This window comes from Thermoflexus hugenholtzii (assembly GCF_018771565.1).
Classification (GTDB): Bacteria; Chloroflexota; Anaerolineae; order Thermoflexales; family Thermoflexaceae; genus Thermoflexus; species Thermoflexus hugenholtzii_A.
This window is the reverse complement of record NZ_CP076326.1, coordinates 296,577-318,223: the sequence shown is the minus strand read 5'-3', so window position 1 is coordinate 318,223 and position 21,647 is coordinate 296,577. Positions and strand designations below refer to the sequence as shown.

The following is a 21,647-nucleotide window of genomic DNA, read 5'->3' as shown; positions in this document are numbered from 1 at the left end:
GCCATCGGTCGGCCTGTGCCGACCGGGAAGGTGTCTTCTGCGTCGGCGAAGGCCGACGCCCGGCGCAAAAGCGCCTGAGAAGGCCGATTTCAATCGGCGGGAAAGCCTTCGGCCGACGGCCGGCCTGTGCGCCGAATGAATTCGGCCTCGGAAGGCCTTCAGCCAACGGTCGGCCTGCGCCGACCGAGAAGGTGTCTTCTGCGTCGGCGGAGGCCGACGCCCGGCGCGGAGCGCCCGGAGAGGCCGATTTCAATCGGCGGGAAAGCCTTCGGCCATCGGTCGGCCTGTGCGCCGAATGAATTCGACCTCGGAAGGCCTTCGGCCAACGGTCGGCCTGCGCCGACCGGGAAGGTGTCTTCTGCGTCGGCGAAGGCCGACGCCCGGCGCGCAGCGCCCGGAGAGGCCGATTTCAATCGGCGGGAAGGCCTCCGGCCATCGGCCGGCCTGCGCCGACCGGGAAGGTATCTTCTGCGTCGGTGGAGGCCGACGCTTGGCGCGCAGCGCCCGGAGAGGCCGATTTCAATCGGCGGGAAGGCCTCCGGCCATCGGCCGGCCTGCGCCGACCGGGAGATCTCATTTGCGTCGGCGGAGGCCGACGCCCGGCGCAAAAGCGCCTGAGAAGGCCGATTTCAATCGGCGGGAAAGCCTCCGGCCGTCGGCCGGCCTGTGCGCCGAATGAATTCGGCCTCGGAAGGCCTTCAGCCAACCGGTCGACCTGTGCCGACCGAAAAGCGTTCCCTGCGTCGGCGAAGGCCGACGCCCGGCGCGGAGCGCCCGGAGAGGCCGATTTCAATCGGCGGGAAAGCCTTCGGCCATCGGTCGGCCTGTGCGCCGAATGAATTCGACCTCGGAAGGCCTTCGGCCAACGGTCGGCCTGCGCCGACCGGGAAGGTGTCTTCTGCGTCGGCGAAGGCCGACGCCCGGCGCGCAGCGCCCGGAGAGGCCGATTTCAATCGGCGGGAAAGCCTCCGGCCGTCGGCCGGAGTCGACCGAAATCGGATTCCATAAGGAGATCGGCACCGCTCGTGGATGTCCGGACCCAGGCTCGCGGAGAGGAAATGGGAACCGCGTGGGGCGCGCCCCCGATCCTGCGCGCGGATGGGGTGGCGAAGGCCTTCGGTCCCCGGTGGGCGCTGCGCGGGGTCTCCCTGAGCGTGCGCCCCGGAGAGATCGTGGCCCTGATGGGGCCGAACGGCGCCGGCAAAAGCACCCTGCTCCGGGTGCTGGCCACCCTCCTCCGCCCCACGGCCGGCGTCGTCTATGTAGGGGACCGGCGCTGGCCGCCGGACGGCCCCGGGGTGCGGGCGCAGGTCACCTTGCTGGGCCATCAGCCCTGGCTCTACCCGGACCTCACCGCTGAGGAGAACCTGCGTTTCGCCCAGCGCCTCTACGGCTGGCCGGAGGATCCCGAGGCGCTGCGCGCGGCCCTGGAGCGGATGGGCCTGGCGGACCGCGCCGGGGATCCGGTTCGGACGTTCTCCCGAGGGATGCTGCAACGGCTCGCCCTGGCCCGGGTGCTGCTCTCCCCGGCCCCGGTGCTGCTCCTGGACGAACCCTTCACCGGACTGGACGTGGTGGGGATGGACCGGGCACAGGAGGCCCTCCGGATGCTGGCCGATCAGGGGCGTGCCCTATTGATCGCCCTGCATGAGCCGGCGGCCGCCTCCCTGGCCCATCGGGTGGTGGTGTTGGCCGGCGGGCGCGATGTCGCGGAAGGCACTCCGCAGGATCTCCCCGCGGAGGCACTGCGGGAGATCTATGCGTTCGCTCTCCGGCCAGCCGGGGACCGACAGGCCCTTCGTCCGCCCCTGAGGCAGGAGCCGGCGCCCAGCCGGATGCAACCGGAGGGAAGCGCCAGGACCCCCCGGCGCGCCTCACCGGGGGCTCCAACCGGCGGGCGCGGGGAGCTGCGCGTGCTCCGGGCGTTGCTCGGGAAGGACCTGCGCGTGGAGGGGCGGGCCCGGGAGGCCCTGATGCCGACCCTCACCCTGGCCGGGCTGAGCCTGTTCCTGTTCGGGGCGGCCTTCGAGCTGCGCCCGGACTTGGCCCGCGCCGTGGTCCCGGCCTTCCTCTGGATGCTGCTTCTTTTCGCCAGCAGTCTGGGGGTGGGACGGATGATGGCGGCGGAGATGGACCGAGGGACGTGGGAGGGGTTGCTCATGGCCCCGGCGGATCGCAGCGCCTTGTTCGCCGGCAAGGCCCTCGTCCACGGGCTCCTGCTCGCGCTGGTGATCGGTCTCTCCCTGCTGGCCGCCGCGGTCTTCTTCAACCTTTCCCTCTGGGAGCCCCGGATCCTGCTGCTGCTGGGCCTGGGGACAGCCGGGCTGGCGGGGGTGACCACCCTCCTATCTGCGATGGCCATGGCAACCCGCACCCGGGAGCTGCTGCTGCCCATCTTACTGTTCCCGGTCGCCGCCCCGCTGCTCATCGCCGGGATCCAGGGCACCCGGGCGGCCCTGGAGGGGGACCCCGAGGGATGGGGGACATGGATGCAGATGATGCTGGCGTATGATATCATCCTCCTGACCGTGGGCGGACTGATCTTCGAAGAGGCGGCGGGCGCCTGAGCTCGCCGGTTCGCGCTTCCGATTCCGGAGTATGACGCGATGAAAACCACCGAGCGGATCTGGATCGGCATCACGGCCGCCATGATGGTCCTGGCCACCCTGGCGGTCTTCGTCTACGCGCCCCGCGAAGCGAAGATGGGCGACGTGCAGCGGATCTTTTACTTCCACGTGAGCACGGCGTGGTCCGGCTTTCTGGCTTTCGCCGTGGCCCTGGCCGGCGCCGTCGCCTACCTGCGGACCCGGGCGGCGCGCTGGGACGCGCTGAGCCACGCCGCGGTGGAGGTCGGCCTGGTGCTGTTGACCATGGCCATCGTCACGGGCTCCCTCTGGGCCCGGCCGGTCTGGAACACCTGGTGGACCTGGGACCCGCGGCTGACCACGACGACGATCACCTGGGTGGTGTATCTGGCCTATCTGCTGCTGCGGGGGGCGGTGGAGAACCCGGAGACCCGGGCGCGGTTCGCCGCGGTCTACGCCATCGTGGCCTTCATCACCGTGCCCATCACCTATCTCTCCGCCCGCCTGCTCCGCACCATCCACCCCATCGTGTTGGGCCCCAGTGTCTCCGCGGAGGCCCAGGGCCAGTTCGGCCTCACCCCGCGGATGGTGCACACGATGCTCATCAGCCTGGCCGCCTGGACGCTGCTGTTCAGCGTCCTGCTGATGCTGCGCTACCGGATCCAGCGTGCCCAGGAAACCCTGGAGGCGCTGGAAGCATCTATAGAAGAGTGAGAAACATCCCCCGGGGGTCGGAGGATGAGCTATCTGATCGCGGCGTATCTGGTGTTCTGGGGTGTGACGTTTCTTTACGTGCTTTCCCTGCTGCGCCGGCAGCGCGCCCTGGAGGAACGGCTGGCCCGCCTGCGGGCGCGGTTGAACCCGGAGCGCGAGGAGGAGCCCCATGCAGGCCGGTGAGGCGACTTCCCTCTCCCTCCGGTGGCGTGTCTTCTCCCACGCCCTCGCCTTCGTCCTGGGGTTCTCCGTAGTGTTCGTCTTCGCCTGGGGTGGGGCCGCCACCCTGCTGGGCCAGCTCTTCTTCGGCGGGCGCGATCTCCTGGCCGCGCTCGGCGGAACCCTGGTGATCCTGATGGGGCTGGCCATCCTGGGGGTCCCCATCCCCGGGATCTCCGCCCTGATCCTCTCCGAGTGGCGGCCCCACGTCGAGCTGCGGCCCATGGGCTATCTCACCTCCGCCCTGATGGGCATCTTCTTCGCCGCCGGATGGACCCCCTGCGTCGGCCCCACCCTGGGGGCGATCCTCACCCTCACTTTCCAGCAGGAGACCGCCGGCCAGGCTCTGGGGCTGCTGGCCGCTTACGCCGCCGGCCTCGGGATCCCCTTCCTGGTCATCGCCCTCCTGCTGGATCGAGCCCTGGCTGGCATGCGCCGGATGCGCCGGTTCCTGCCGACCCTCCAGGCCATCAGCGGCGTTTTCCTGATCCTCGTCGGCGCAATGGTGCTGCTGGACGCGCTGCGGTTCTTCTTCCCGGGCTTCGAGGTCCCTCCGTGGATCCCAACCTTCACCCACCTGCGGGTATGGACCTTCCGGATGGGCCTGTTCCTGGATGTGGGGCCCGGGGTGGGGCTGGGCTATCCGGTCGCCTTCCTGGCAGGGCTCCTTTCCTTCTTCTCGCCATGCGTGTTCCCGCTGGTCCCCGCCTATCTGGGCTATCTCAGCGGACGCGCCCTGGGAGGAGCCCATGCGTAAAGCCGGGATGGTCCTCGCCCTGGGGGCGCTGCTCCTGATGGCCTGTCAGCGGGGCGCCGCCAGCCCGCCCACGCCGGCCCCCGCCACCCCCGTCCCCATGGGACTGACCACCGGGATCCCGGCGCCTGATCTCGAGCTGGAGCGCCTGGACGGGGGGACGGTGCGCCTGCGGGATCTACGGGGGAAGGTGGTCCTGCTCAACTTCTGGGCCAGCTGGTGCGTCCCATGCCGGGAGGAGATGCCCCTGCTGGCCGCGATCTACCGGGATTATCACGCGCAGGGCCTGGAGATCCTGGGAGTCAACCTGACCTCCCAGGACGACTTCGGCGAGGTGCGGAAGTTCGTGGAAGAATTCGACCTGCCCTTCCCCATCCTTCTGGATCCCAACGGGCGGGCGGAGCGGGACTACCGCATCTTCGGAGTGCCCACCACCGTGTTCATCACCCGCGAGGGGATCGTCCACCGCGTGAAGGTGGGCATCCTGAAAGGTCGGGAAGACGTGGAGCAGACCATCCGTCCCCTTCTGGGGCTGCGCTGACGACCTCTTCGCCGGAGCGAAGGGATGGGGACCCTGATCCTGCTGCACGACCGGCTCAGCCAGACCATCCTCTTCTTCGTCCTGATCTGCGCCCTCTGGGGGTTCTGGCGGTATTTCCGTGGGGAAGGGGTGCGCGGGGACTTCTGGGGGGCGCTCCTGATCCTGGAAGGCGTGATCCTCGTCCAGGGGCTGCTGGGGCTGGGGATGGTCCTGATGCGCCTGTGGCCGGCCCGGGGCGGCATACACTTCCTGTATGGCGTGGTCATGGCCCTGGCCCTTCCTCTGGTGTATGCTTACACCCGCGGCCGCGACGGGCGACGGGAACAGCTGATTTACAGCGTGGTGCTGGCCATCATGGTCGGCCTGACGCTACGGGCCATCACCACCGGAAGGTGAGGCCGGGCGATGCGGGCACCCTGCGTGCTGGTGGTGGATGATTCGATCGATGCCCTTCAGACCCTGAGCGACATCCTGGCGGTGGCCGGCTACACCGTGCGCACCGCCCCCAGCGCCGAGCGCGCCCTGCAGATCCTGGAGGGCACGGAGGTGGATCTGGTGATCACCGACCTCCGGATGGGGGGGATGGGCGGGATGGCCCTGATCCGCCGTCTCCGGGAATCCTTCCCTGAGATCCCGGTGATCGCCTTAAGCGGCTTCGCCGACGTGGGGACGGTCATCCAGGCCTTCCGGGAGGGGATCGCGGATTTCATCGCCAAGCCCTTTACCGCCGCCGAGGTCACAGAAGCGGCCGCCCGGGCCCTTGCCCGCCGGAAGGCCGGGCCGGGTCGTCCTCTGACGGAGAGCGCCCCGCCCTCGGCGGTCCTCCCACCGGACCAGCGCGCCCGCGCCACCGAGACCCTGCGGGACTTACAGGCCCGCCTCGGGGCGGAGCTCGCCGTGCTGATCGGCCCGGGGGGATCTTTGCTGGCCGCCCACGGCCGGCTCCCGGAGGACGCCGCTCAGGAGATGGCCCGCGCGGTGGGGCAGATCGAAGAAGCCATGAATCGTCTGATCCCCTTCCTGGGGGAGCCGGGATGGACCGGTCAGGCCTGGGAGGGAGAGCGTTGGGCCCTTTACGGCAGCCGCCTGGCTCCCGGCTTTCACCTCCTCGTCCTGGTCCCCCGGTCCATCAAGCCCGGCCTGGTCGCCCTGGAGCTCCGGGAAGCCCGGGCCCGGCTGCAGGGACTCAGCATGGAAGCCCCCGAACCCTCCGCCGAGCCTCCCGCCCCGCCCGCTTCGGAAACCGGTCCCGGGGAAGCATCCCCGGTCCCCACGCCCGAGGCCTTCCCGCTCCCGCCGGAGGAAGCGTGGGAGATGGAGGAGGCCGGAACGGGAGAGCTCCTGACCTATGAGGAAGCCCGCGCTCGCGGCCTGATCCCGGATCTCGGTGAGGAGCCGGAAGAGACAGGATGAGGACGTGGATCCGGATCGCCGCCCTCGGGCTGATCCTGATGGGGAGCTGCCTCTCCCGCCCTGCAACCCCGCGGCCCTCGCTGACCTCCGTGATCGTCCTGATGGAAGGAGTGGGAGGAGATCGCGGACCCTTCGACTTCGCCGCCGCCGGCGTGGGCGCCTTTCAGCGCAGCGAGGGTGTGAGCGTCCCCCTGATCGCCATGGGATACGATCCCCTTTCCTGGGAACGGATGATCCGTGAGGCCGTGCGGGATCCGAACCATCGTCTGTTCCTCATCGGCATGGAGGGGCCTGCCCGCCTGGGCCTGGAGATGGCGCGGATCTTCCCGGGGAAGCGGTTCGTCCTCCTCGGCCTGCCGCCAGAGCAAGCCATCCCGCCCAACGTCCTCGCGATTTCCTTCGATGAATGGGAGATGGGCTGGGTGGCCGGCTACATCGCCGGTCGGTGGGCGGATCCGGCGCGGACGCGCCAGCCCATCGGCGCGCTGATCGGCCCGGGGGCGGAGGCGCTGTGGGAGGGCTACGCGTGCGGCGCGCGGGCGGCCGGGACGCCGCCGGAGGCCCTGCGGGTCGAGACCGTGGCCTCGGATCGGGACCCTATCGCCGGATTCGAGGCGGCCCTGCGCCTGTATGCGCAGGGGGTCCCCATCGCGGCGGGGCTGGCGGGGGGGAGCAGCGCCGGCCTCTTCGAGGCGGCGGGCGCCCTGCGGCGATACGCCATCGGCGTCGGCGCGGACTGGTATGACCGGTATGCGGCCATGCGCTCCTCGGCGATGGAGGCCCTGCTCGGCTCCGTCACCCCGGCGGTCGATGAGGTCGTGCGGCGGACGCTGCGTCAGAGCCGGCGCGGGGAGCTCCCCTTCGGGATCCATCGGACCCTGGGGTGGCAGGCGGGCGGGATCGCCTGGCGAGGGAGCCCGGCCTTCTTCCATCGAGCCCCCCGGGAGCTCCAGCAGGCCCTGCGGGAGCGCGCCCTGCAGCCAACCCCGTGCCCGACGCCCTAAAAAGGTCGCGGCGAAAGCCGTGCCGACACGATGAATTTCTTGCAGGAGAGGCTTTCGCCCCGAACCTCTGCCTTCAAGATCCTGAGGGCCACGGATGGAGCCCTCCCTCACAATCCCAAACCTTTCGTCTTCGATGGCGCAAGGGTCGCGGCTGAAGCCGCTCCTACAGTGAAGGCTTTCGTCCCAACCCCTGTCCCGATTTCCCGATTAGGCATCCCCGCGCTCGATCCATCTCATCGGACCAAAGGCAAAACCCCAACCGAATGCGGGTCATCCTGGGCTTCCGGAAGGGTCCGGGGTGTCCTCCGGGGCGACGTGGTCGAAGGGGTTGTCGGTGGGAAGGCCTTCCGCCCGAGCGGCGGCCAGAAGCGCCGCGTCCCCGCTGACGAAAATCAGGGGAAGCCCGAAAGCCGCCAGAATGCGGGCGTATCGCAAGGCGACAGCCAGCTGAACGGCATCGTAGGCTTTAAGAGGGTATTGCTGGGTCAAATCCGCAGCATATTCCAGATCAGCGGTGACCAGCGGTATAACCGCATATCGGGAGACAAACTGGCTCACAAAACGCCGATACTCTCGATCCCGCTGGGCTCTCCGAATCCGTCCGATGCGTTCGATCACCGCCAGCCCTGCCGCAACTTCCACACGGGTGATTTCGGCAACGAAAATGGTGTGAACCCATTCGGTCTCGGAATCTCGATCTTCCACAAGGTGACGAACCCACGTGCTTCCCGGTTCTGTCACATAGTATTTGACGAGCGCGCTGGCATCAAAATAGTAAAAGGCCATATCACCGGCGGCTCTCCATGATGATCCGGCTGAGAGGTGGGTCCAGGATCAGACGATGCATCAGGCGGATATGGGCTTCCTTCTCTTCTTCCGGCAGCGCCTCCCATTCGGCGGCCAGCTGCCGCTCCTCCGGCGTCGGCTCCCGAATCAGCCCCTGGGACCGCAGCCAGGCGATCAGATGCCGGGAATCAGGCAGCACACCAGGCGTCGGTGGAGGAACCTCCGGCTCCTCCCCCGCCAGCTGCCGCACCCGCCGCTCCAACCGCTCCAATCGAACCCTCAGCTCCAACAGCTCCCGCTCCACTTCCCGCATCGAACACCTCCCGCTTCCCATCATACCCCCAGCCCGACCAAAGACCAAATCCCAACCGAATGCAGATCACGCCAGATATCCGGAAGGGTCCGGGGTGTCCTCCGGGGCGACGTGGTCGAAGGGGTTGTCGGTGGGAAGGCCCTCCGCCCGAGCGGCGGCCAGAAGCGCCGCGTCCCCGCTGACGAAAATCAGGGGAAGCCCGAAAGCCGCCAGAATGCGGGCGTATCGCAAGGCGACAGCCAGCTGAACGGCATCGTAAGCCTTCAAGGGGTGGCGCTGGGTGAGGTGGGCGGCGAACTGAAAGTCCGAAGTCCGCACCGGAAGGGGATAGAAAACCTCGCTGGCGATATCCCGCATAAAAGCCCGAAAAGCCCCATCGCGCGCCTTAAGAGAAATCCGCCCTCTCCGGTGAAGGACAGCGAAGGCTGCCGCGCATTCCACGATGCTGGCTTCGGAGATCCAAATCGGATGGGCGGGCACACCGCTGTCAGGCAACCGGGCGTTTATCAGGCCCCTCACCCAGGCGCTGCCGGGCTCTCGGATGTAGTATTTCACCAGCGCGCTGGCATCCAGGTAATAAAGGGCCATTCTCAGCGACGGTTTTCGATGATGATGTCACTGGCCATCGGCCCCGGAGGCAAGTGGTCCAGCTCCCGACGGATCGCCTCCTTCTCTTCTTCCGGCAGCGCCTCCCATTCGGCGGCCAGCTGCCGCTCCTCCGGCGTCGGCTCCCGAATCAGCCCCTGGGACCGCAGCCAGGCGATCAGATGCCGGGGATCAGGCAGCACACCAGGCGTCGGCGGAGGAACCTCCGGCTCCTCCCCCGCCAGCTGCCGCACCCGCCGCTCCAACCGCTCCAACCGAACCCTCAGCTCCAACAGCTCCCGCTCCACTTCCCGCATCGAACACCTCCCGCCTCCCATCATACCCCCAGCCCGACCAAAGACCAAATCCCAACCGAATGCAGATCACGCCAGATATCCGAAAGAGGCCCGGGCCTTCGCTGACCCGCTGCCGGCAGGTTCGAGCGGCGACGGGCAGATCGGCAGGAGGGAGAGTTTGACGGCATAGGGGCTTCCGTCTATACTGTCCACAGATCCAACCGAATAGGCACGACCTGCGGGGCAGGGTGAGGCCGCCCTCGGGCGGCCAATTCCCGACCGGCGGTGATGGAGGGAGCATCCGCTCACCTCCTCAGCCCGCGAGCCGAGGCCCTCCGGCCGAGGCAGGACACCGGTGAAAGTCCGGGGCCGACCGTATAGTCGGGATGGGAGCAGGTGGCGTTCCCATGGCGCGCTGCGCATGCGCGTGGCCTGCCCCGAAGGCATTCCTCCCACGCCTTCGGGGTTTCTGTTCTACGCCCATGCGCGGCGAAGGCGTTGCCCTGCCCCCGAAGGTCCACCGCCTTCGGGGGTTTTTGTTCCGCCGTGGGGAACAACCCGACCCGGGGATGCCGGAGATCCCCGGGCGGGCCTCCATCGCCTTGCCCCGAAGGTCCACCGCCTTCGGGGCGTTTTGTTTTCCATCGCCTGGGATCGGACCCACGGTCCGAGGGCGATCTTCGATCCGGGGAGGACTGGGGATGAGCCGGAAAGAGATCGGGGTTCGTCTCCGCATGCGGGGTTCCATCTGGCTGCCCCGGGCGGGCGCCGCCGCCCTTTTCCTGATCCTGTGGAGCCTCATCGTCCGCTGGGGGGATTATCCGCCTTTCATCCTCCCCGGGCCGGAGCGGGTGGCCGCCCGGCTGTGGGCGCTGGCCGTTGAGGGGACCCTCTGGCGGCACTGGGTGGCCACCGCCGTCGAGGTCGGCCTGGGTCTGGGCCTGGGGGTGACCGTCGGCCTCCTCCTGGCTTATCCCCTGGCCCACTGGCGCCCCTTTGAGCGGCTGGTGGCGCCGTATCTGGTAGCCTCCCAGGCTGTCCCCATCGTCGCCGTGGCGCCGTTGCTCATCATCTGGTTCGGGCCGGGGTTGCTGGCCCGGGTCCTGGTCAGCGCCCTCATCGCCTTCTTCCCGGTGCTGATCTCCGCCATCGCCGGCTTCCGCCAGGTCCCGCCGGAGTGGCGGGAGCTGTTCCGGAGCCTGCAGGCCACCCGCTGGCAGACCTTCCGGAAGCTGGAGTGGCCGGCGGCCCTGCCGGTGATCTTCGGCGGGCTGAAGATCGGGGCCACCCTCTCGGTCATCGGCGCCTTCGTGGGGGAGCTGATCAGCGCCGACCGGGGGATCGGCTTCCTGATCAAGCAGGGCCAGGGGCTCTACGACACCCCCCTGGTGTTCGGAGGGATCCTGCTCCTGGCCTCCCAGGCGCTGTTGCTCTACGGCCTGCTCACCGGGCTGGAGCATCGCTGTCTGCGCCGATAACCCGCCCGCGGGGCGGATCGCCTGTCATCCTATCCCGACGGAGGTATCCCGATGCGCCGACGACTTCTCTTCCTCGTCAGCGGCATCCTGGCCCTGACCGCGTGTCAGGCCCTGGCGGGCCCGCCCGGCCCGGCCACGCCCACCCCCATCCGGTTGCCCATGGGCTACATCGCCAACGTCCAGTTCGCTCCCTTCTACGTGGCGGTGGAGAAGGGCTACTTCGCCCAGGAGGGGATCCAGCTCTCCTTCGATTACAGCTTCGAGACCAACGGGGTGCAGCTGGTGGGGGCCGGGCAGCTCCCCTTCGCTCTGGTGAGCGGCGAGCAGGTGCCCCTGGCCCGGGCCCAGGGGTTGCCCGTGGTGATGATCGCCCAGTGGTATCAGCGCTACCCCATCGCCATCTTCGCCCGGGCGGAGAAAGGCATCCGCTCTCCCCAGGACCTGCGGGGGAAGACCGTCGGGCTGCCCGGGTTCTTCGGAGCCTCGTATGTCGGCTTCAAGGCCCTCCTCTACGCCACGGGGATCCCCGAGGAGGAGGTGCGGGCGGTGGACCTGGGCGGTTTCACCCAGGTGGCGGCGGTCCGGGAGGGGAAGGTGGATGCGGCGGTGGGTTACATCAACAACGAGCCTCTCATGCTGCGGCGGGCCGGCCTGGATGTGACCGTCATCGACGTGGCGGATTACGCCGCCCTGGTGGGCAACGGCATCCTGACCAACGAGCGGACGATCCGGGACCAGCCGGACCTGGTGCGGCGGTTCCTGCGGGCGTTCCTGCGCGGGCTGCGGGACACGCTGCGAAACCCGAAGGAGGCCTTTGAGATCAGCAAGAAGTATGTGGAAGGGCTGAGCGGGGAGAACGAGGCGGCCCAGTGGGAGGTGCTGCAGGCCACGCTGCCGCTGTGGGAGGCGGAGGTGCCCGGCCGCTCCGATCCCCGGGCCTGGGAGGAGATGACCCGAGTCCTGGTGCGGATGGGCCAGCTCAAAGAGCCCGGGGACATCCACGCCGCTTACACCAACGCCTTCGTGGAGGAGCTCTGGCCTCTGGTGGAGCGCGGGCGATGACCGATCGGCCGATCCTGGTGGCGCGCGGGATCGCTCACTGCTATCCGACCGCCCGGGGGGAGGTATGGGCCCTGCGGAAGGTCTCCCTCGCGCTGCGGCCCGGGGAGTTCGTCTGCCTCGTGGGGCCCTCGGGGTGCGGGAAGACCACCCTGCTGCGTATCCTGGCGGGCCTGCTGCGCCCGACGCAGGGGGAAGTCCGGTTGATGGATCAGCCCCTCCGGGGGCCGGACCGGCGGATTGGGATCGTGTTTCAGAAGGACTCGCTGCTGCCGTGGCGGACGGCCCTGGAGAACGTGCGCCTGCCGCTGGAGCTGAACGGGCTGAGGGGGCCCGAGGCGGACCGGCGGGCGCGGGCGTGGCTCCGGCAGGTGGGGCTGGAGGGCTTCGAGGACGCTTACCCCCGGGAGCTCTCCGGCGGGATGCAGCATCGGGTGGCCCTGGCCCGCGCCCTGGCCGCCGACCCGGAGATCCTCCTCCTCGATGAGCCCTTCGCCACCCTGGACGCTCTGACCCGGGAGCGCTTAAACGAGCTCCTCCTCTCCCTCTGGGAGCGGCAGCGCAAAACCGTGTTGATGGTCACCCACGACGTGCATGAGGCCGCCCGGCTGGCGGACCGGGTGCTGGTGATGCGGCCGCGCCCCGGGGCGATCGTGGCGGAGATCCCCATCTCCCTCCCGCGGCCCCGGGGCGCCGACCGCTGGTCCCACGCCGCTTTCCTGGAGGCCGTCTGGGCCATCCGCCAGGCTCTGGGGAACGGCGCGCTGGAGGAAGAAAGCAAGGGGGAAGGCCCATTGAGGGGCCTTCCCCGGACTCCCATCGCCTGAATGCCCTCAACCTTCCACGCGGGTGTGTCCCAAAATCGTAGACAACTGCTCGCAGTTGTCCTACAAAGCGACCAGCCCGACAAAATTGGGACACACCCTCCGCGCCTGCCGGATCGGCTCCTCAACGATCCGAAACGTCCGATGGTCCGCTTCGTCGCGAAGATTCTCTCCCCCATGGACCCAAGCCCCGGGGCGTTATAATAAAATCGTTCGACCGCTTCTTGACGGGAGTTCGAGGCTGAAGCCCCTCCTGCAAAAAGAACGATATCGTTTTGGTAGGAGCGGCTTCAGCCGCGACCCTTGCGCCACCGATGACGGAAGGTTCGGGATTGTGGGGGGCGGCTTCATCCGTGGCCTTGGGGATCTTGAAGGCAGGTTCGGGGCTGAAGCTCCTTCTGCCAGGAGACTCGGTCCGTGGATAGACGGATTCTTCCCTAAGCGAGGCCGCATTGATGCCGTCTGATGAGGTTCCTCGTCTACGTTATGGACAAGAGACGCCCGGGCATCGCGCCCTTCGAAAAGGACGCTTTTCCGAAACGGGCCGAGTTTACTTCGTCACCTTCACCGTTGATCAACGCCGTCCGCTGCTGATCGGCGTGGTGGCACAACATTTCATCGAACACCTGTTACAGTGGCAGCGGGAGAGCGGATTCGCTTTGCTGTCATTCGTCGTAATGCCGGATCACGTTCATCTCCTGGGCATACTGACCGGGCAGAGCAGGCTCAGCGACGTGGTGCGGAGATTGAAGGGCTGCACGGGGAGGGCGCTGAACAGACTTCTGGGACGGTCAGGTCCTTTCTGGCAATCTGCCTTCTATGATCACGCGCTTCGTGCGGAAGAAAGCGTGGAGAAGATTGCACGCTATATTGAGGAAAACCCGGTTCGGCGAGGGCTGGTGGGGGATCCTTGCGAATATCCTTATAGCAGCGCGAATTTGGTTTACGCGGAGCAGATGTTGGGATGGCGATGGTGGATGAGGGATGATGTTCTCCAATCGAAACATCTTCAGCCATGACCTTGTGTTATCGAAGACGGAAGGTTCGGGATTGTGGGGGCGGCTTCATCCGTGGCCTTGGGGATCTTGAAGGCAGGTTCGGGGCTAAAGCCCCTCCTACCAAAAGATTGATGTCGTTTTGGTAGGAGCGGCTTTAGCCGCGACCCTTGCGCCGCCAAAGACGGAAGGTTCGGGATTGTGGGGGCGGCTTCATCCGTGGCCCTTGGGATCTTGAAGGCAGGGGTTCGGGGCTGAAGCCCCTCCTACCAAAAGATTGATGTCGTTTTGGTAGGAGCGGCTTTAGCCGTGACCCTTGCGCCACCGATGACGGAAGGTTCGGGATTGTGGGGGGCGGCCTTCATCCGTGGCCTTTGGGATCTTGAAGGCAGGAGTTCGGGGCGAAAGCCCCTCCTACCAAAAAGAACGATGTGTTTGGGTAGGAGCGGCTTTAGCCGCGACCCTTGCGCCATCGAAGACGGAAGGTTCGGGATTGTGGAGGGCGGCCTTCATCCGTGGCCTTTGGGATCTTGAAGGCAGGAGTTCGGGGCGAAAGCCCCTCCTACCAAAAAGAACGATGTGTTTGGGTAGGAGCGGCTTTAGCCGCGACCCTTGCGCCATCGAAGACGGAAGGTTCGGGATTGTGGAGGGCGGCCTTCATCCGTGGCCTTTGGGATCTTGGAGATAGGTTTGGGGCTAAAGCCCCTCCTACCAAAAGATTGATATCGTTTTGGTAAGAGCGGCTTCAGCCGCGACCCTTGCGCCACCGATGACGGAAGGCTCGGGATTGGGGGAGGTGGCTTCATCCGTGGCCTTTGGGATCTTGAAGGCAGGAGTCGGGGCGAGAGCCCCTCCTACAGAAAAACCAATGCGGTTGGGGCGGCTTCCGGCGTGACCCTTCCCGATCTCGAAGACGGAGAGCTGGGGGTGAAAGCCCCTTTGCGCAGGAGGGGAACCGTGAAAGACCCTGTGCCGGCGGTGGGGATCTTCGATTCGGGGGTCGGAGGGCTCTCGGTGTGGCGGGAGCTCGTCCGGCTGGCCCCGCAGGTCCCCACCCTTTATGTGGCCGACCAGGCCCACGTCCCCTACGGCCCGCGGTCGCCGGAGGAGATCCGGCGGTTCGCCGAGGCCATCACGCGCTTCCTCCGGGAACAGGGCGCGCGGGTCATCGTCCTGGCCAGCCACACCACCTCGGCGGCCGCCCTCTGGCCGCTGCGGGAAACCTTCCCCGAGATCCCCTTCGTCGGCATCGAGCCGGCGGTGAAGCCGGCCGCCGCCCGCACCCGAAGCGGGGTGATCGGGGTGCTGGGGACCTTCGGCACGCTCAATGGCCCGCTGATGGCTCGGGTGGTGGAGCGGTTCGCCCGGGACGTCCGGGTGATCCCCCGGGTCTGCACCGGATGGGTGGAGCAGGTGGAGGCCGGGCTGCTGGAGGGCCCGGAGGCGGAGGCCAGTGTCCGCGCTCATCTGGATCCGGTCCTCCAGGCAGGCGCCGACGTCCTGGTGCTGGCCTGCACCCACTACGCCTTCCTCGCCCCGCTGATCCAGCGCCTGAGCGGCCCGGAGGTCCTCCTGATCGACCCCGCGCCGGCGGTGGCCCGCCGGGTCCTGGAGGTATGGCGCGCGCAGGCGGGCGGGCCGTCTCCATCCTCCGAGCCGACGGCCCGCTTCTTCACCACCGGGGATCCGCTCCGCTTTCAGGAGCAGCTGCGCCGGCTGATCGGCCGGGATGGGCCCATCGAACGCCTCCGCTGGGATCCCCCGGAGCGTTCCCTCACGCCGGAAGGATGAGGGGACGAGAGGGATCGACCCGCTCCTTCGGAGCGAGGAGAGGCGCGATCGCCCGGCTTCGAGTCCTCAGAGGTCATGGAGGGTGGCATGGAGACCCATATCCCGGCCCTTGTGTTGTTGCTGGCTCTTCTGATCCTGGCTGCCAAGGCGGGGGCGTGGATCAGCCTGCGGCTGCGCCAGCCGGCCATCCTGGGGGAGCTGATCGCCGGCCTCCTCCTGGGCCCCAGCCTGCTGAACATCTTCAACTGGCCGGTCTTCCATCATCAGGAGTTCCCGGGGATGGTGTTCGCCCTCGGAGAGCTGGGGGTGATCCTCCTGATGGGCATGGCGGGGCTGGAGATCGAATTGGAGGAGTTCCTGCATGCGCGCCGGGTGGCGCTCCTCACGGGGACGGCAGGGGTGCTGATGCCGTTGCTGCTGGGGACCCTGGTCGCCTATCCCTTCCACAGGGATCTGCCCTCTTCGATCTATGTGGGGCTGGTGCTGAGCGCCACCAGCGTGAGCATCTCCGCCCAGACGCTGCTGGAGCTGGGACGGCTGCGCTCGCCGGAGGGGATCGCCCTGCTGGGGGCGGCGGTGGTGGATGACGTGCTGGCGTTGCTGGCCCTGGCCGCCTTCACCAGCGTGGTGACCCCGGAGGGCGGCTCGGGGGCCGGGGGCCTCGGGCTGCTGATCGCCCTGGCCCGCATGGCCCTCTTCCTGGTCCTGGCCTTCCTGCTCGCCCGCTTCGCGCTGCCCCGCCTCGCCACCTGGGTGGAGCGCCAGCCGGTGAGCGAGGGCCTCATCGCCCTCTCCTTCGTGGCCATCCTGGCCCTGGCCGGGACGGCGGAGGAGCTGGGCGGGCTGGCGGCCATCACCGGTGCCTTCCTGGCGGGGCTGGGCCTGGGGGCCCATCCGGCGCGCCATGCCATCTCGGAGCGCCTGCGGCCGGCGGCGTATGGGTTCTTCGTCCCCCTCTTCCTGGTGGGGGTGGGGCTGCGGGCGGACCTGCGGACGATGTCGCTGGAGGGGTTGTGGTTCACCCTGGCCCTGATCGCCGTCGCGGTGATCTCCAAGGTCGTCGGCTGCGGCCTGGGGGCGTGGCTGGGCGGGTTCCGCCCGCTGGCGGCGTGGCGGGTGGGGCTGGGGATGATCTCGCGGGGGGAGGTGGGCCTGATCCTGGCCTCCCTGGGCCTCTCCACCGGCTTCCTCCAGCCTTTCGAGTTCGTGGCGGTGGTGGCGATGGTCCTGGCCACCACCCTCATCACCCCGATCCTGCTCCGCTGGTCTTTCGGCCGGTGAAGGGTCGGGGAAACGCGAACCCTGCTCCCGGAGGTTGCGGATGCCGAAATGCGTGGTGGCGGTGATCCCGAACTTAGAGAAGGTGCACGAGGTGCTGCGGGTCTGGAGCGCCTTAGGCGTCCCGGGGGTGACGATGATCGACACCATCGGGATGGCCTCCCTGCGGCAATGGGTGGGCCGGGACGACGTGCCGCTGGTTCCCTCCCTGCGCGCCCTGATCGAGAGCGCGGAGGCGGCCTTCCATCACCGGACGCTGTTCTCGGTGGTCCCGGATGATTTCGATCTGGAGCGGCTGATTCGGGAGACGGAGCGGGTGGTCGGCCGCTTCGAGGATCCGGAGACCGGATTCCTTTTTGTGCTCCCCGTCCTGGAGGCGCGAGGCCTGCGCCGGCCATGAGCGTCCTGCGGGTGGAGGAAAGGGAGGAAGAGGGGTTCCGGGCGCTGTGGGTGACGAACGGGCCCCTGGCGCTGACCCTGGTGCCGGAGCTGGGGGGCAAGATCGCCGCGTGGGAGGATCGGCGGCGGGGGGTCTCCTGGCTGTGGCGCAACCCGTATTTGCCGTGGCGCCGGCCGGAACCCGGGGCCTCGTATGTGGCGGCCTTCGACCTGGGAGGGTGGGACGAGTGCTTCCCCTCGGTGGCGCCGGGGGTTTATCCGGCGGAGCCGTGGGCGGGGATGCCGCTCCCCGATCACGGGGAGCTGTGGTCCCAGCCCTGGGCGGTGGAGGCCTGGATCGAAGGGGAGCGGCTCTTCGTCCGCGGACGCGTTGAGGGGCGCCTCCTGCCGTATCGCTTCGAACGCCTTCTGACGATGGAGGCGGGCCGTCCCTCGGCGCATTTGCGCTACCGGGTGGAGAACCGGTCCGAGCACACCCTGTATTTCCTGTGGGCGGCGCATCCTTTGTTCCCGCTGGAGCGGGGGACGCGGCTGCTGGTGCCGGGGCCGGCGGCGGGGCGGGTGGCGGGGGCGGTGGGCCTTTCGCCGGCGGCGACGACGTTTGAGTGGCCGCGGTTGCCGGTGGCGGGGGGCGAGGTGGACCTGCGGGAGCCGGACCCGGCGGGGGGCTGGGCGGTGAAGGTGTTCCTGCGGCCGGCGGCGTCGTGGGCGCGCCTGGTGCGGCCGGAGGGGACGTGGTGGGAGGTGCGCTGGCGAGGTCCGGTGACCGATTTGGGGCTGTGGATCAACGCGGGGGGCTGGTCGGGGGCGGGGACGCCGCCGTATCGCAATCTGGCGTTCGAGCCGGGGATCGGGGCGCCGGACGACCTGACGGCGGCGATGCGGGAATGGGGAACCTTCGGCCTGCTCCCCCCGCTGCAGGAGGCGGAGTGGTCGCTGACGGTGACAGTGGGATAGTTTCAATCCCACCCCAGCGTTCCGGCTTCCTCAGACGGCAACCCCCATGGTGACCCCACCTCTGAGTTTCAAGGTCATAGCTTTCAATGCCACCACGGCGTTCCTGCTTCCCCATGGGGGTCCGCGGACGATTTTTGAGCGGGGTGGACGCACGTGCGAGGGGCGGGGGTTCAGGCCTCGGCCTCCGGCTCCGGGCGCTCCTCCTCCCGGAGGGCCCGCGCCTGGCCCATCCCCATCCCGGTCAGGATCCCCACCCCCGCATACCGGGCGAACTCCGCCAGCAGGTGCACCATCGCCTGCAGATACCGATCCTCCCCCAGCACCCGATATCTCACCTGCCCCACGCACCCGATGCGCACCCCCTCCTTCACCCGCACCGCCCGGCTCGACAGATCGAACCGCGCCACCCCCACCCGCGCCGCCACCATCTCCCGCAAGGCCTCCGGCAGCACCGCCGGCGCAAACCGGTTCCACTTCTCCATCAAATGCCCAAACACCGCCTCCGGAACCGGTAGCGGGTTCCACCGCTCCCCGTCCCGAAAGGCCGTCGGCGAGGTGAACTGCAAGGCCACCTCCCGGGGCCACGCCCGCGGCGTCCGCCCATACCGCGCGATCAGCCCCTCATACGTCGTCCACCCCGCCCACGGATCCCCCTCCCGGATCACCCGCTCCACCCGGAAGGGGACGCCCTCCAGCTCGATCCGCTCCCCCTCCCCCCACAGGGCGCCCCCCTCCGGATCGATGAGCGGGGCCAGCTCCGGCCGATAGGCCGTCACCCGCAGGCGATACACCCGCCCCGGATCCACCGCCTCCCCCTCCCGAGGCCCCATCAGGGTGGAGCAGGTGAGGCCCGACGGCCCCTCCGCCTCATGCACCTCCCCGGCCCGCGCCGCATCCCGTTCCGCCAGCCGCCGCAGCACCGCCCCATACACCGCGTAGCCCAGCCAGCGGGGCAACGAGGCGGCCCGCTCCGGCCGCACCTCCCACACGACGCTGATCAGATCCATCGCGCTCCTCTCCTGCCGCTGGATGCCTCCGTCCCGACCGCCGCCGACGCCCGCGGGCGCCCGCTCGGGGATTCCCTCATCCGCCGTTGAAGAGTCCCTCGGCATCCGGATCGAAGCGCTCCCGGCCGCGCCCGTGGAGCAGCCCCAGGACCTCCCGCATGGTGCGGGCCAGGGCCACCGGCCGGCCCAGGGCCTTCGCGATGTCCCACGGGGTGCGATCGTCGAGGGAGATCCCATCCGGGTGGTCGAACATGATCCGGGGGAGCACCACCAGCTCCCCCAACGGGCGCGGCCTCAGCTGGGCGATCACGTCCTCCGCCATCAACAGCCCCGCCACGGTGATGGTCTCCCCCAGACGGGTGTTGACCACCGGGACCACCTCCAGGGCCGTCCCGGCGCGCCGGTTGAAATCCCGAACGACCCGCTCCAGGACCGGCGCGAAGAGGGTGGCGGTGACCAGCGTCGCCCGCCGCCCGGCCAGATCGCGAGGCCGCCGCCGGTCCAGCAGCCGCTTCACCCGCCGGTAATCCTCCAGGAAGTCCCGGACCATCCCCAGCCCGTTCTCCTGCAGCTGCAGCCCGTCGTAGGCCCGTTTGGAGGGGACCGGACGTCCGAGGGAGAGATACCACTCGTCGGTGGCGTAGACGAACCCCACCCCGAGCTGCCGGCGGAAGGCCCGCTGCCAGGCGTGGACCGCCCGCAGCACTCGCCGGGCCTCCTCCCGGGTGTTCGGGCGCACCCCGTAGCGCTGGAAGCGGGTCACGCCCACCGGCACCACGCTCACGGAGCGGATGTGGGGCCACAGGGTGGCCAGGTCGAACACGCTGCGCTCCAGGATCTCCCCGTCGTTCAGCCCGGGCGTCACCACAATCTGGGTGTGCATCTCGATGCCGTGCTCCGCCAGCCAGCGCAGCTGGGCCATGATGTCCGGAGCCTGAGGGTTGCGCAGCGCCCGTCGACGGACCTCCGGGTCGGTGGCGTGGACGGAGATGTAAAGCGGGGAAAGGCGCTGCTCGACGATGCGCCGCCAGTCGCGCTCGGCCAGGTTGGTCAGGGTAACGAAGTGCCCATACAGGAAGGAGTAACGGTAATCGTCGTCCTTGATGTAAAGCGTGCGGCGCATGCCCTTCGGGGTCTGGAGGACGAAACAGAAGGGGCACAGGTTGTTGCAGCGGCGGATGTCGATGTCGAAGGTCGGATGGGCGAAGGTCAGCCCCAGGGGCTCCCCCTCCTCCCGCGGCCCGCCCAGCCGCAACAGCTGCCCGTCCCGCCACACCTCCATCACGACGTGATCCTCCGCGGCGTAGAACTGAACGTCGATGATGTCCTCCACCGGATGCCCGTTGACCCGCAGCAGCAGATCCCCCGGCCGGATCCCCACTCGCGCGCCCCAGCTGTCCGGGTCGACCGACCGGATGAGCCCCGCGGTCTCCTGCGGGCGGGGCCGCTCGGGGACGCAGAACTCCGGCGGGACACGAATGGGACGGGACATGGAAGCCTCCGGGAAAGGATCCCCTTCAACGCATGTCCAGATCCGGGACCGTCAGGACGGCGGAGGGGGCCAGGTAGGCGAAATCGAAGCGGACGGGATCCCCGGGCTCCCGGCCGGGGATGGGCATCAGGCGGGCGGTGAGGGGCTTGCGGAGCCGCTCGCTCAGCGCCCGCAGGTCCTCCAGGATCCGGATCAGGGCGCCCTCCGGCGTCGAGCCGGGGAGCGGGACGGTGTCCAGCCCGGTCCCGCAGACCGCGGAGTAGAGCAACAGATGGGGAAGGCCGAAGGCGCCCTCGGCGGCCCGCCGGGCGAGGATAGCGTCCTCCAGCACCGGGAGCATCACCCCGCAGAAGCCGGTTCGGGGGAAGTCCGCGGCGTGGAGGGCGGCCGCCAGCCCGGCGATGACGGCCAGGGTGCCGGACGCCCCGAAGGGAACCCCACTGAGGGCTTCGATGGCCGTCCCGATGCTGCGCTCAGGCTCGGGGAAGGGCGCCAGGGAGAAGTCGACGCCGGCGAAGCGGGCGCCGAAGGCGGCGGCGATCGGCCGGAGCAGGGCGCCGAGCTGCCGTCCGATGGCCTCCACCTGGGCCTGGATCATGGCGCAGGCCGCCGGAGGGTCCTGGGCGGCCCGGGCGGCCTCGACGGCGAGATCGGCGGCCTCGGTGGCCAGGGCGAGGGCCATGGGGCCGCCGTCGTGGTAGGCGGCCGGGAAGAAGGGGCACAGCGGGGGCACGCCGGCCAGGGCGGCGAACCGGAGGTTGGCGAAGCCGTCCGGGGCCACGGCTGCGTTCTCCCGGATGACCCGCGCGGCCGCTCGGGCGTCCGCCTCCCGGCTCAGGGCGAGGGCAGCGAAGACGCTTCGGGTCTCCGCGAGGAGGCGGGGGATATGCGGGGCCAGCGGCCCCACAGGGCCCACGCTGAGGTAATCGAAGCCGGCCTCCTGCGCCAGGGCCTCCTGCGCGCGGGCGCGGGCGAGGAAGGCCTCCGGCGCCTCCGAAGGCTCAGGCGGGGGCAAGGCCAGCCGGAGGGTCTGGACCTCGTAGCCGGCCGCCGCGAGGGCTTCCCGCGCCGCCCGGGCCAGGGCCCCGGCCCGGCGGATCTCTTCCTCTACAGGCGCGCCGAACACCGTCACCGCACGGATCCGCATCGTCCTCCTT

22 protein-coding genes and 2 pseudogenes are annotated in these 21,647 nt (G+C 69.0%); 17 read left to right on the top strand and 7 right to left on the bottom strand.

Annotation, left to right across the window (positions count from 1 at the left end; all coding sequences use genetic code 11):
* The first annotated feature begins 1,058 nt into the window (after positions 1 to 1,058).
* From ccmA to KNN16_RS01535, 9 genes and pseudogenes are all read left to right on the top strand, one after another.
* The gene (gene ccmA / locus KNN16_RS01575) at positions 1,059 to 2,567 is read left to right on the top strand and encodes a heme ABC exporter ATP-binding protein CcmA (protein ID WP_303898273.1); all 1,509 of its coding nucleotides are present in this window, start codon (positions 1,059 to 1,061) and stop codon (positions 2,565 to 2,567) included.
* Positions 2,568 to 2,606: 39 nt separating this feature from the next.
* Positions 2,607 to 3,299, top strand: a complete 693-nt coding sequence (locus KNN16_RS01570) for a cytochrome c biogenesis protein (RefSeq protein WP_299287170.1) — start codon at positions 2,607 to 2,609, stop codon at positions 3,297 to 3,299.
* A 24-nt stretch (positions 3,300 to 3,323) separates the two neighbouring features.
* A complete protein-coding gene (locus KNN16_RS01565; protein WP_299287173.1) occupies positions 3,324 to 3,482 on the top strand; it encodes a CcmD family protein in 159 nt (52 codons plus the stop codon).
* Positions 3,469 to 4,020: pseudogene (locus KNN16_RS01560) on the top strand (cytochrome c biogenesis CcdA family protein); the annotation flags it as partial. The gene KNN16_RS01565 and the pseudogene KNN16_RS01560, both read left to right, overlap by 14 nt.
* A 96-nt stretch (positions 4,021 to 4,116) precedes the next feature.
* Positions 4,117 to 4,248, top strand: a pseudogene (locus KNN16_RS01555) (cytochrome c biogenesis protein CcdA); the annotation flags it as partial.
* 19 nt (positions 4,249 to 4,267) lie between these two features.
* A complete protein-coding gene (locus KNN16_RS01550) occupies positions 4,268 to 4,813 on the top strand; it encodes a TlpA disulfide reductase family protein (RefSeq protein WP_303898269.1) in 546 nt (181 codons plus the stop codon).
* 24 nt (positions 4,814 to 4,837) lie between these two features.
* Positions 4,838 to 5,209 carry a hypothetical protein gene (locus tag KNN16_RS01545; protein WP_299287179.1) on the top strand — a complete coding sequence of 124 codons (372 nt, stop codon included), beginning with the start codon at positions 4,838 to 4,840 and terminating at the stop codon, positions 5,207 to 5,209.
* A gap of 9 nt (positions 5,210 to 5,218) precedes the next feature.
* Positions 5,219 to 6,226 carry a response regulator gene (locus tag KNN16_RS01540; protein ID WP_303898265.1) on the top strand — a complete coding sequence of 336 codons (1,008 nt, stop codon included), beginning with the start codon at positions 5,219 to 5,221 and terminating at the stop codon, positions 6,224 to 6,226.
* Positions 6,223 to 7,230 carry a BMP family ABC transporter substrate-binding protein gene (locus tag KNN16_RS01535; protein ID WP_303898262.1) on the top strand — a complete coding sequence of 336 codons (1,008 nt, stop codon included), beginning with the start codon at positions 6,223 to 6,225 and terminating at the stop codon, positions 7,228 to 7,230. The genes KNN16_RS01540 and KNN16_RS01535 overlap by 4 nt, the downstream gene beginning before the upstream one ends.
* Before the next feature lie 270 nt (positions 7,231 to 7,500).
* Here the strand turns inward: KNN16_RS01535 and KNN16_RS01530 are convergent, their stop codons facing one another.
* The 4 genes from KNN16_RS01530 to KNN16_RS01515 form a co-directional block, all read right to left on the bottom strand.
* Entirely contained in the window at positions 7,501 to 8,016 is a 516-nt protein-coding gene (locus tag KNN16_RS01530) for a type II toxin-antitoxin system VapC family toxin (protein ID WP_303898260.1), read from the bottom strand.
* Between the two features lies 1 nt (position 8,017).
* Entirely contained in the window at positions 8,018 to 8,329 is a 312-nt protein-coding gene (locus tag KNN16_RS01525; RefSeq protein ID WP_303898257.1) for a hypothetical protein, read from the bottom strand.
* Positions 8,330 to 8,395: 66 nt separating this feature from the next.
* Entirely contained in the window at positions 8,396 to 8,917 is a 522-nt protein-coding gene (locus KNN16_RS01520; RefSeq protein WP_303898254.1) for a type II toxin-antitoxin system VapC family toxin, read from the bottom strand.
* 2 nt (positions 8,918 to 8,919) lie between these two features.
* Positions 8,920 to 9,231, bottom strand: a complete 312-nt coding sequence (locus KNN16_RS01515) for a hypothetical protein (RefSeq protein ID WP_299286844.1) — start codon at positions 9,229 to 9,231, stop codon at positions 8,920 to 8,922.
* Positions 9,232 to 9,911: 680 nt separating this feature from the next.
* Between KNN16_RS01515 and KNN16_RS01510 the strand changes: the two genes are divergently transcribed.
* The 8 genes from KNN16_RS01510 to KNN16_RS01475 all read left to right on the top strand — a co-directional run bounded on the left by KNN16_RS01510 (position 9,912) and on the right by KNN16_RS01475 (position 17,991).
* On the top strand, positions 9,912 to 10,688 hold the full coding sequence (locus KNN16_RS01510; protein WP_299286846.1) for an ABC transporter permease: 777 nt from the start codon (positions 9,912 to 9,914) through the stop codon (positions 10,686 to 10,688).
* A gap of 51 nt (positions 10,689 to 10,739) precedes the next feature.
* On the top strand, positions 10,740 to 11,750 hold the full coding sequence (locus tag KNN16_RS01505) for an ABC transporter substrate-binding protein (protein WP_299286848.1): 1,011 nt from the start codon (positions 10,740 to 10,742) through the stop codon (positions 11,748 to 11,750).
* Entirely contained in the window at positions 11,747 to 12,574 is an 828-nt protein-coding gene (locus tag KNN16_RS01500) for an ABC transporter ATP-binding protein (protein ID WP_303898251.1), read from the top strand. The genes KNN16_RS01505 and KNN16_RS01500 overlap by 4 nt, the downstream gene beginning before the upstream one ends.
* A 452-nt stretch (positions 12,575 to 13,026) precedes the next feature.
* Positions 13,027 to 13,590: a transposase gene (locus KNN16_RS01495; protein WP_303898249.1), complete on the top strand. Its 564-nt coding sequence runs from the start codon at positions 13,027 to 13,029 to the stop codon at positions 13,588 to 13,590.
* 933 nt (positions 13,591 to 14,523) lie between these two features.
* Positions 14,524 to 15,357: a glutamate racemase gene (gene murI, locus KNN16_RS01490; protein WP_303898246.1), complete on the top strand. Its 834-nt coding sequence runs from the start codon at positions 14,524 to 14,526 to the stop codon at positions 15,355 to 15,357.
* Between the two features lie 87 nt (positions 15,358 to 15,444).
* Positions 15,445 to 16,638, top strand: coding sequence for a cation:proton antiporter (locus tag KNN16_RS01485; protein WP_303898244.1), 1,194 nt, complete (start codon positions 15,445 to 15,447; stop codon positions 16,636 to 16,638).
* Between the two features lie 40 nt (positions 16,639 to 16,678).
* Positions 16,679 to 17,035, top strand: a complete 357-nt coding sequence (locus tag KNN16_RS01480; protein WP_299286856.1) for a hypothetical protein — start codon at positions 16,679 to 16,681, stop codon at positions 17,033 to 17,035.
* Positions 17,032 to 17,991: a hypothetical protein gene (locus KNN16_RS01475; RefSeq protein ID WP_299286858.1), complete on the top strand. Its 960-nt coding sequence runs from the start codon at positions 17,032 to 17,034 to the stop codon at positions 17,989 to 17,991. The genes KNN16_RS01480 and KNN16_RS01475 overlap by 4 nt, the downstream gene beginning before the upstream one ends.
* Positions 17,992 to 18,161: 170 nt before the next feature.
* Here KNN16_RS01475 and cas6 read toward each other — a convergent pair whose 3' ends face one another.
* From cas6 to KNN16_RS01460, 3 genes are all read right to left on the bottom strand, one after another.
* The gene (cas6, locus tag KNN16_RS01470) at positions 18,162 to 18,998 is read right to left on the bottom strand and encodes a CRISPR system precrRNA processing endoribonuclease RAMP protein Cas6 (protein ID WP_303898241.1); all 837 of its coding nucleotides are present in this window, start codon (positions 18,996 to 18,998) and stop codon (positions 18,162 to 18,164) included.
* A 76-nt stretch (positions 18,999 to 19,074) separates the two neighbouring features.
* Positions 19,075 to 20,490, bottom strand: coding sequence for a DUF512 domain-containing protein (locus KNN16_RS01465; RefSeq protein WP_303898238.1), 1,416 nt, complete (start codon positions 20,488 to 20,490; stop codon positions 19,075 to 19,077).
* A gap of 25 nt (positions 20,491 to 20,515) precedes the next feature.
* A complete protein-coding gene (locus KNN16_RS01460; protein WP_303898236.1) occupies positions 20,516 to 21,637 on the bottom strand; it encodes a DUF711 family protein in 1,122 nt (373 codons plus the stop codon).
* Positions 21,638 to 21,647: the final 10 nt, after the last annotated feature.

What these genes read in the sequence shown, in the direction of transcription:
- KNN16_RS01500 (WP_303898251.1), top strand. Translation starts at nt 11,747, where the DNA reads ATGACCGATCGGCCGATCCTGGTGGCGCGCGGGATCGCTCACTGCTAT.
- KNN16_RS01515 (WP_299286844.1), bottom strand. Translation starts at nt 9,231, where the DNA reads ATGCGGGAAGTGGAGCGGGAGCTGTTGGAGCTGAGGGTTCGGTTGGAG.
- KNN16_RS01520 (WP_303898254.1), bottom strand. Translation starts at nt 8,917, where the DNA reads ATGGCCCTTTATTACCTGGATGCCAGCGCGCTGGTGAAATACTACATC.
- KNN16_RS01475 (WP_299286858.1), top strand. Translation starts at nt 17,032, where the DNA reads ATGAGCGTCCTGCGGGTGGAGGAAAGGGAGGAAGAGGGGTTCCGGGCG.
- KNN16_RS01565 (WP_299287173.1), top strand. Translation starts at nt 3,324, where the DNA reads ATGAGCTATCTGATCGCGGCGTATCTGGTGTTCTGGGGTGTGACGTTT.
- KNN16_RS01485 (WP_303898244.1), top strand. Translation starts at nt 15,445, where the DNA reads ATGGAGACCCATATCCCGGCCCTTGTGTTGTTGCTGGCTCTTCTGATC.
- cas6 (WP_303898241.1), bottom strand. Translation starts at nt 18,998, where the DNA reads ATGGATCTGATCAGCGTCGTGTGGGAGGTGCGGCCGGAGCGGGCCGCC.
- KNN16_RS01505 (WP_299286848.1), top strand. Translation starts at nt 10,740, where the DNA reads ATGCGCCGACGACTTCTCTTCCTCGTCAGCGGCATCCTGGCCCTGACC.
- KNN16_RS01540 (WP_303898265.1), top strand. Translation starts at nt 5,219, where the DNA reads ATGCGGGCACCCTGCGTGCTGGTGGTGGATGATTCGATCGATGCCCTT.
- KNN16_RS01530 (WP_303898260.1), bottom strand. Translation starts at nt 8,016, where the DNA reads ATGGCCTTTTACTATTTTGATGCCAGCGCGCTCGTCAAATACTATGTG.
- KNN16_RS01525 (WP_303898257.1), bottom strand. Translation starts at nt 8,329, where the DNA reads ATGCGGGAAGTGGAGCGGGAGCTGTTGGAGCTGAGGGTTCGATTGGAG.
- KNN16_RS01465 (WP_303898238.1), bottom strand. Translation starts at nt 20,490, where the DNA reads ATGTCCCGTCCCATTCGTGTCCCGCCGGAGTTCTGCGTCCCCGAGCGG.
- ccmA (WP_303898273.1), top strand. Translation starts at nt 1,059, where the DNA reads ATGGGAACCGCGTGGGGCGCGCCCCCGATCCTGCGCGCGGATGGGGTG.
- KNN16_RS01535 (WP_303898262.1), top strand. Translation starts at nt 6,223, where the DNA reads ATGAGGACGTGGATCCGGATCGCCGCCCTCGGGCTGATCCTGATGGGG.
- KNN16_RS01510 (WP_299286846.1), top strand. Translation starts at nt 9,912, where the DNA reads ATGAGCCGGAAAGAGATCGGGGTTCGTCTCCGCATGCGGGGTTCCATC.
- KNN16_RS01495 (WP_303898249.1), top strand. Translation starts at nt 13,027, where the DNA reads ATGCCGTCTGATGAGGTTCCTCGTCTACGTTATGGACAAGAGACGCCC.
- KNN16_RS01570 (WP_299287170.1), top strand. Translation starts at nt 2,607, where the DNA reads ATGAAAACCACCGAGCGGATCTGGATCGGCATCACGGCCGCCATGATG.
- KNN16_RS01460 (WP_303898236.1), bottom strand. Translation starts at nt 21,637, where the DNA reads ATGCGGATCCGTGCGGTGACGGTGTTCGGCGCGCCTGTAGAGGAAGAG.
- KNN16_RS01550 (WP_303898269.1), top strand. Translation starts at nt 4,268, where the DNA reads ATGCGTAAAGCCGGGATGGTCCTCGCCCTGGGGGCGCTGCTCCTGATG.
- KNN16_RS01545 (WP_299287179.1), top strand. Translation starts at nt 4,838, where the DNA reads ATGGGGACCCTGATCCTGCTGCACGACCGGCTCAGCCAGACCATCCTC.
- KNN16_RS01480 (WP_299286856.1), top strand. Translation starts at nt 16,679, where the DNA reads ATGCCGAAATGCGTGGTGGCGGTGATCCCGAACTTAGAGAAGGTGCAC.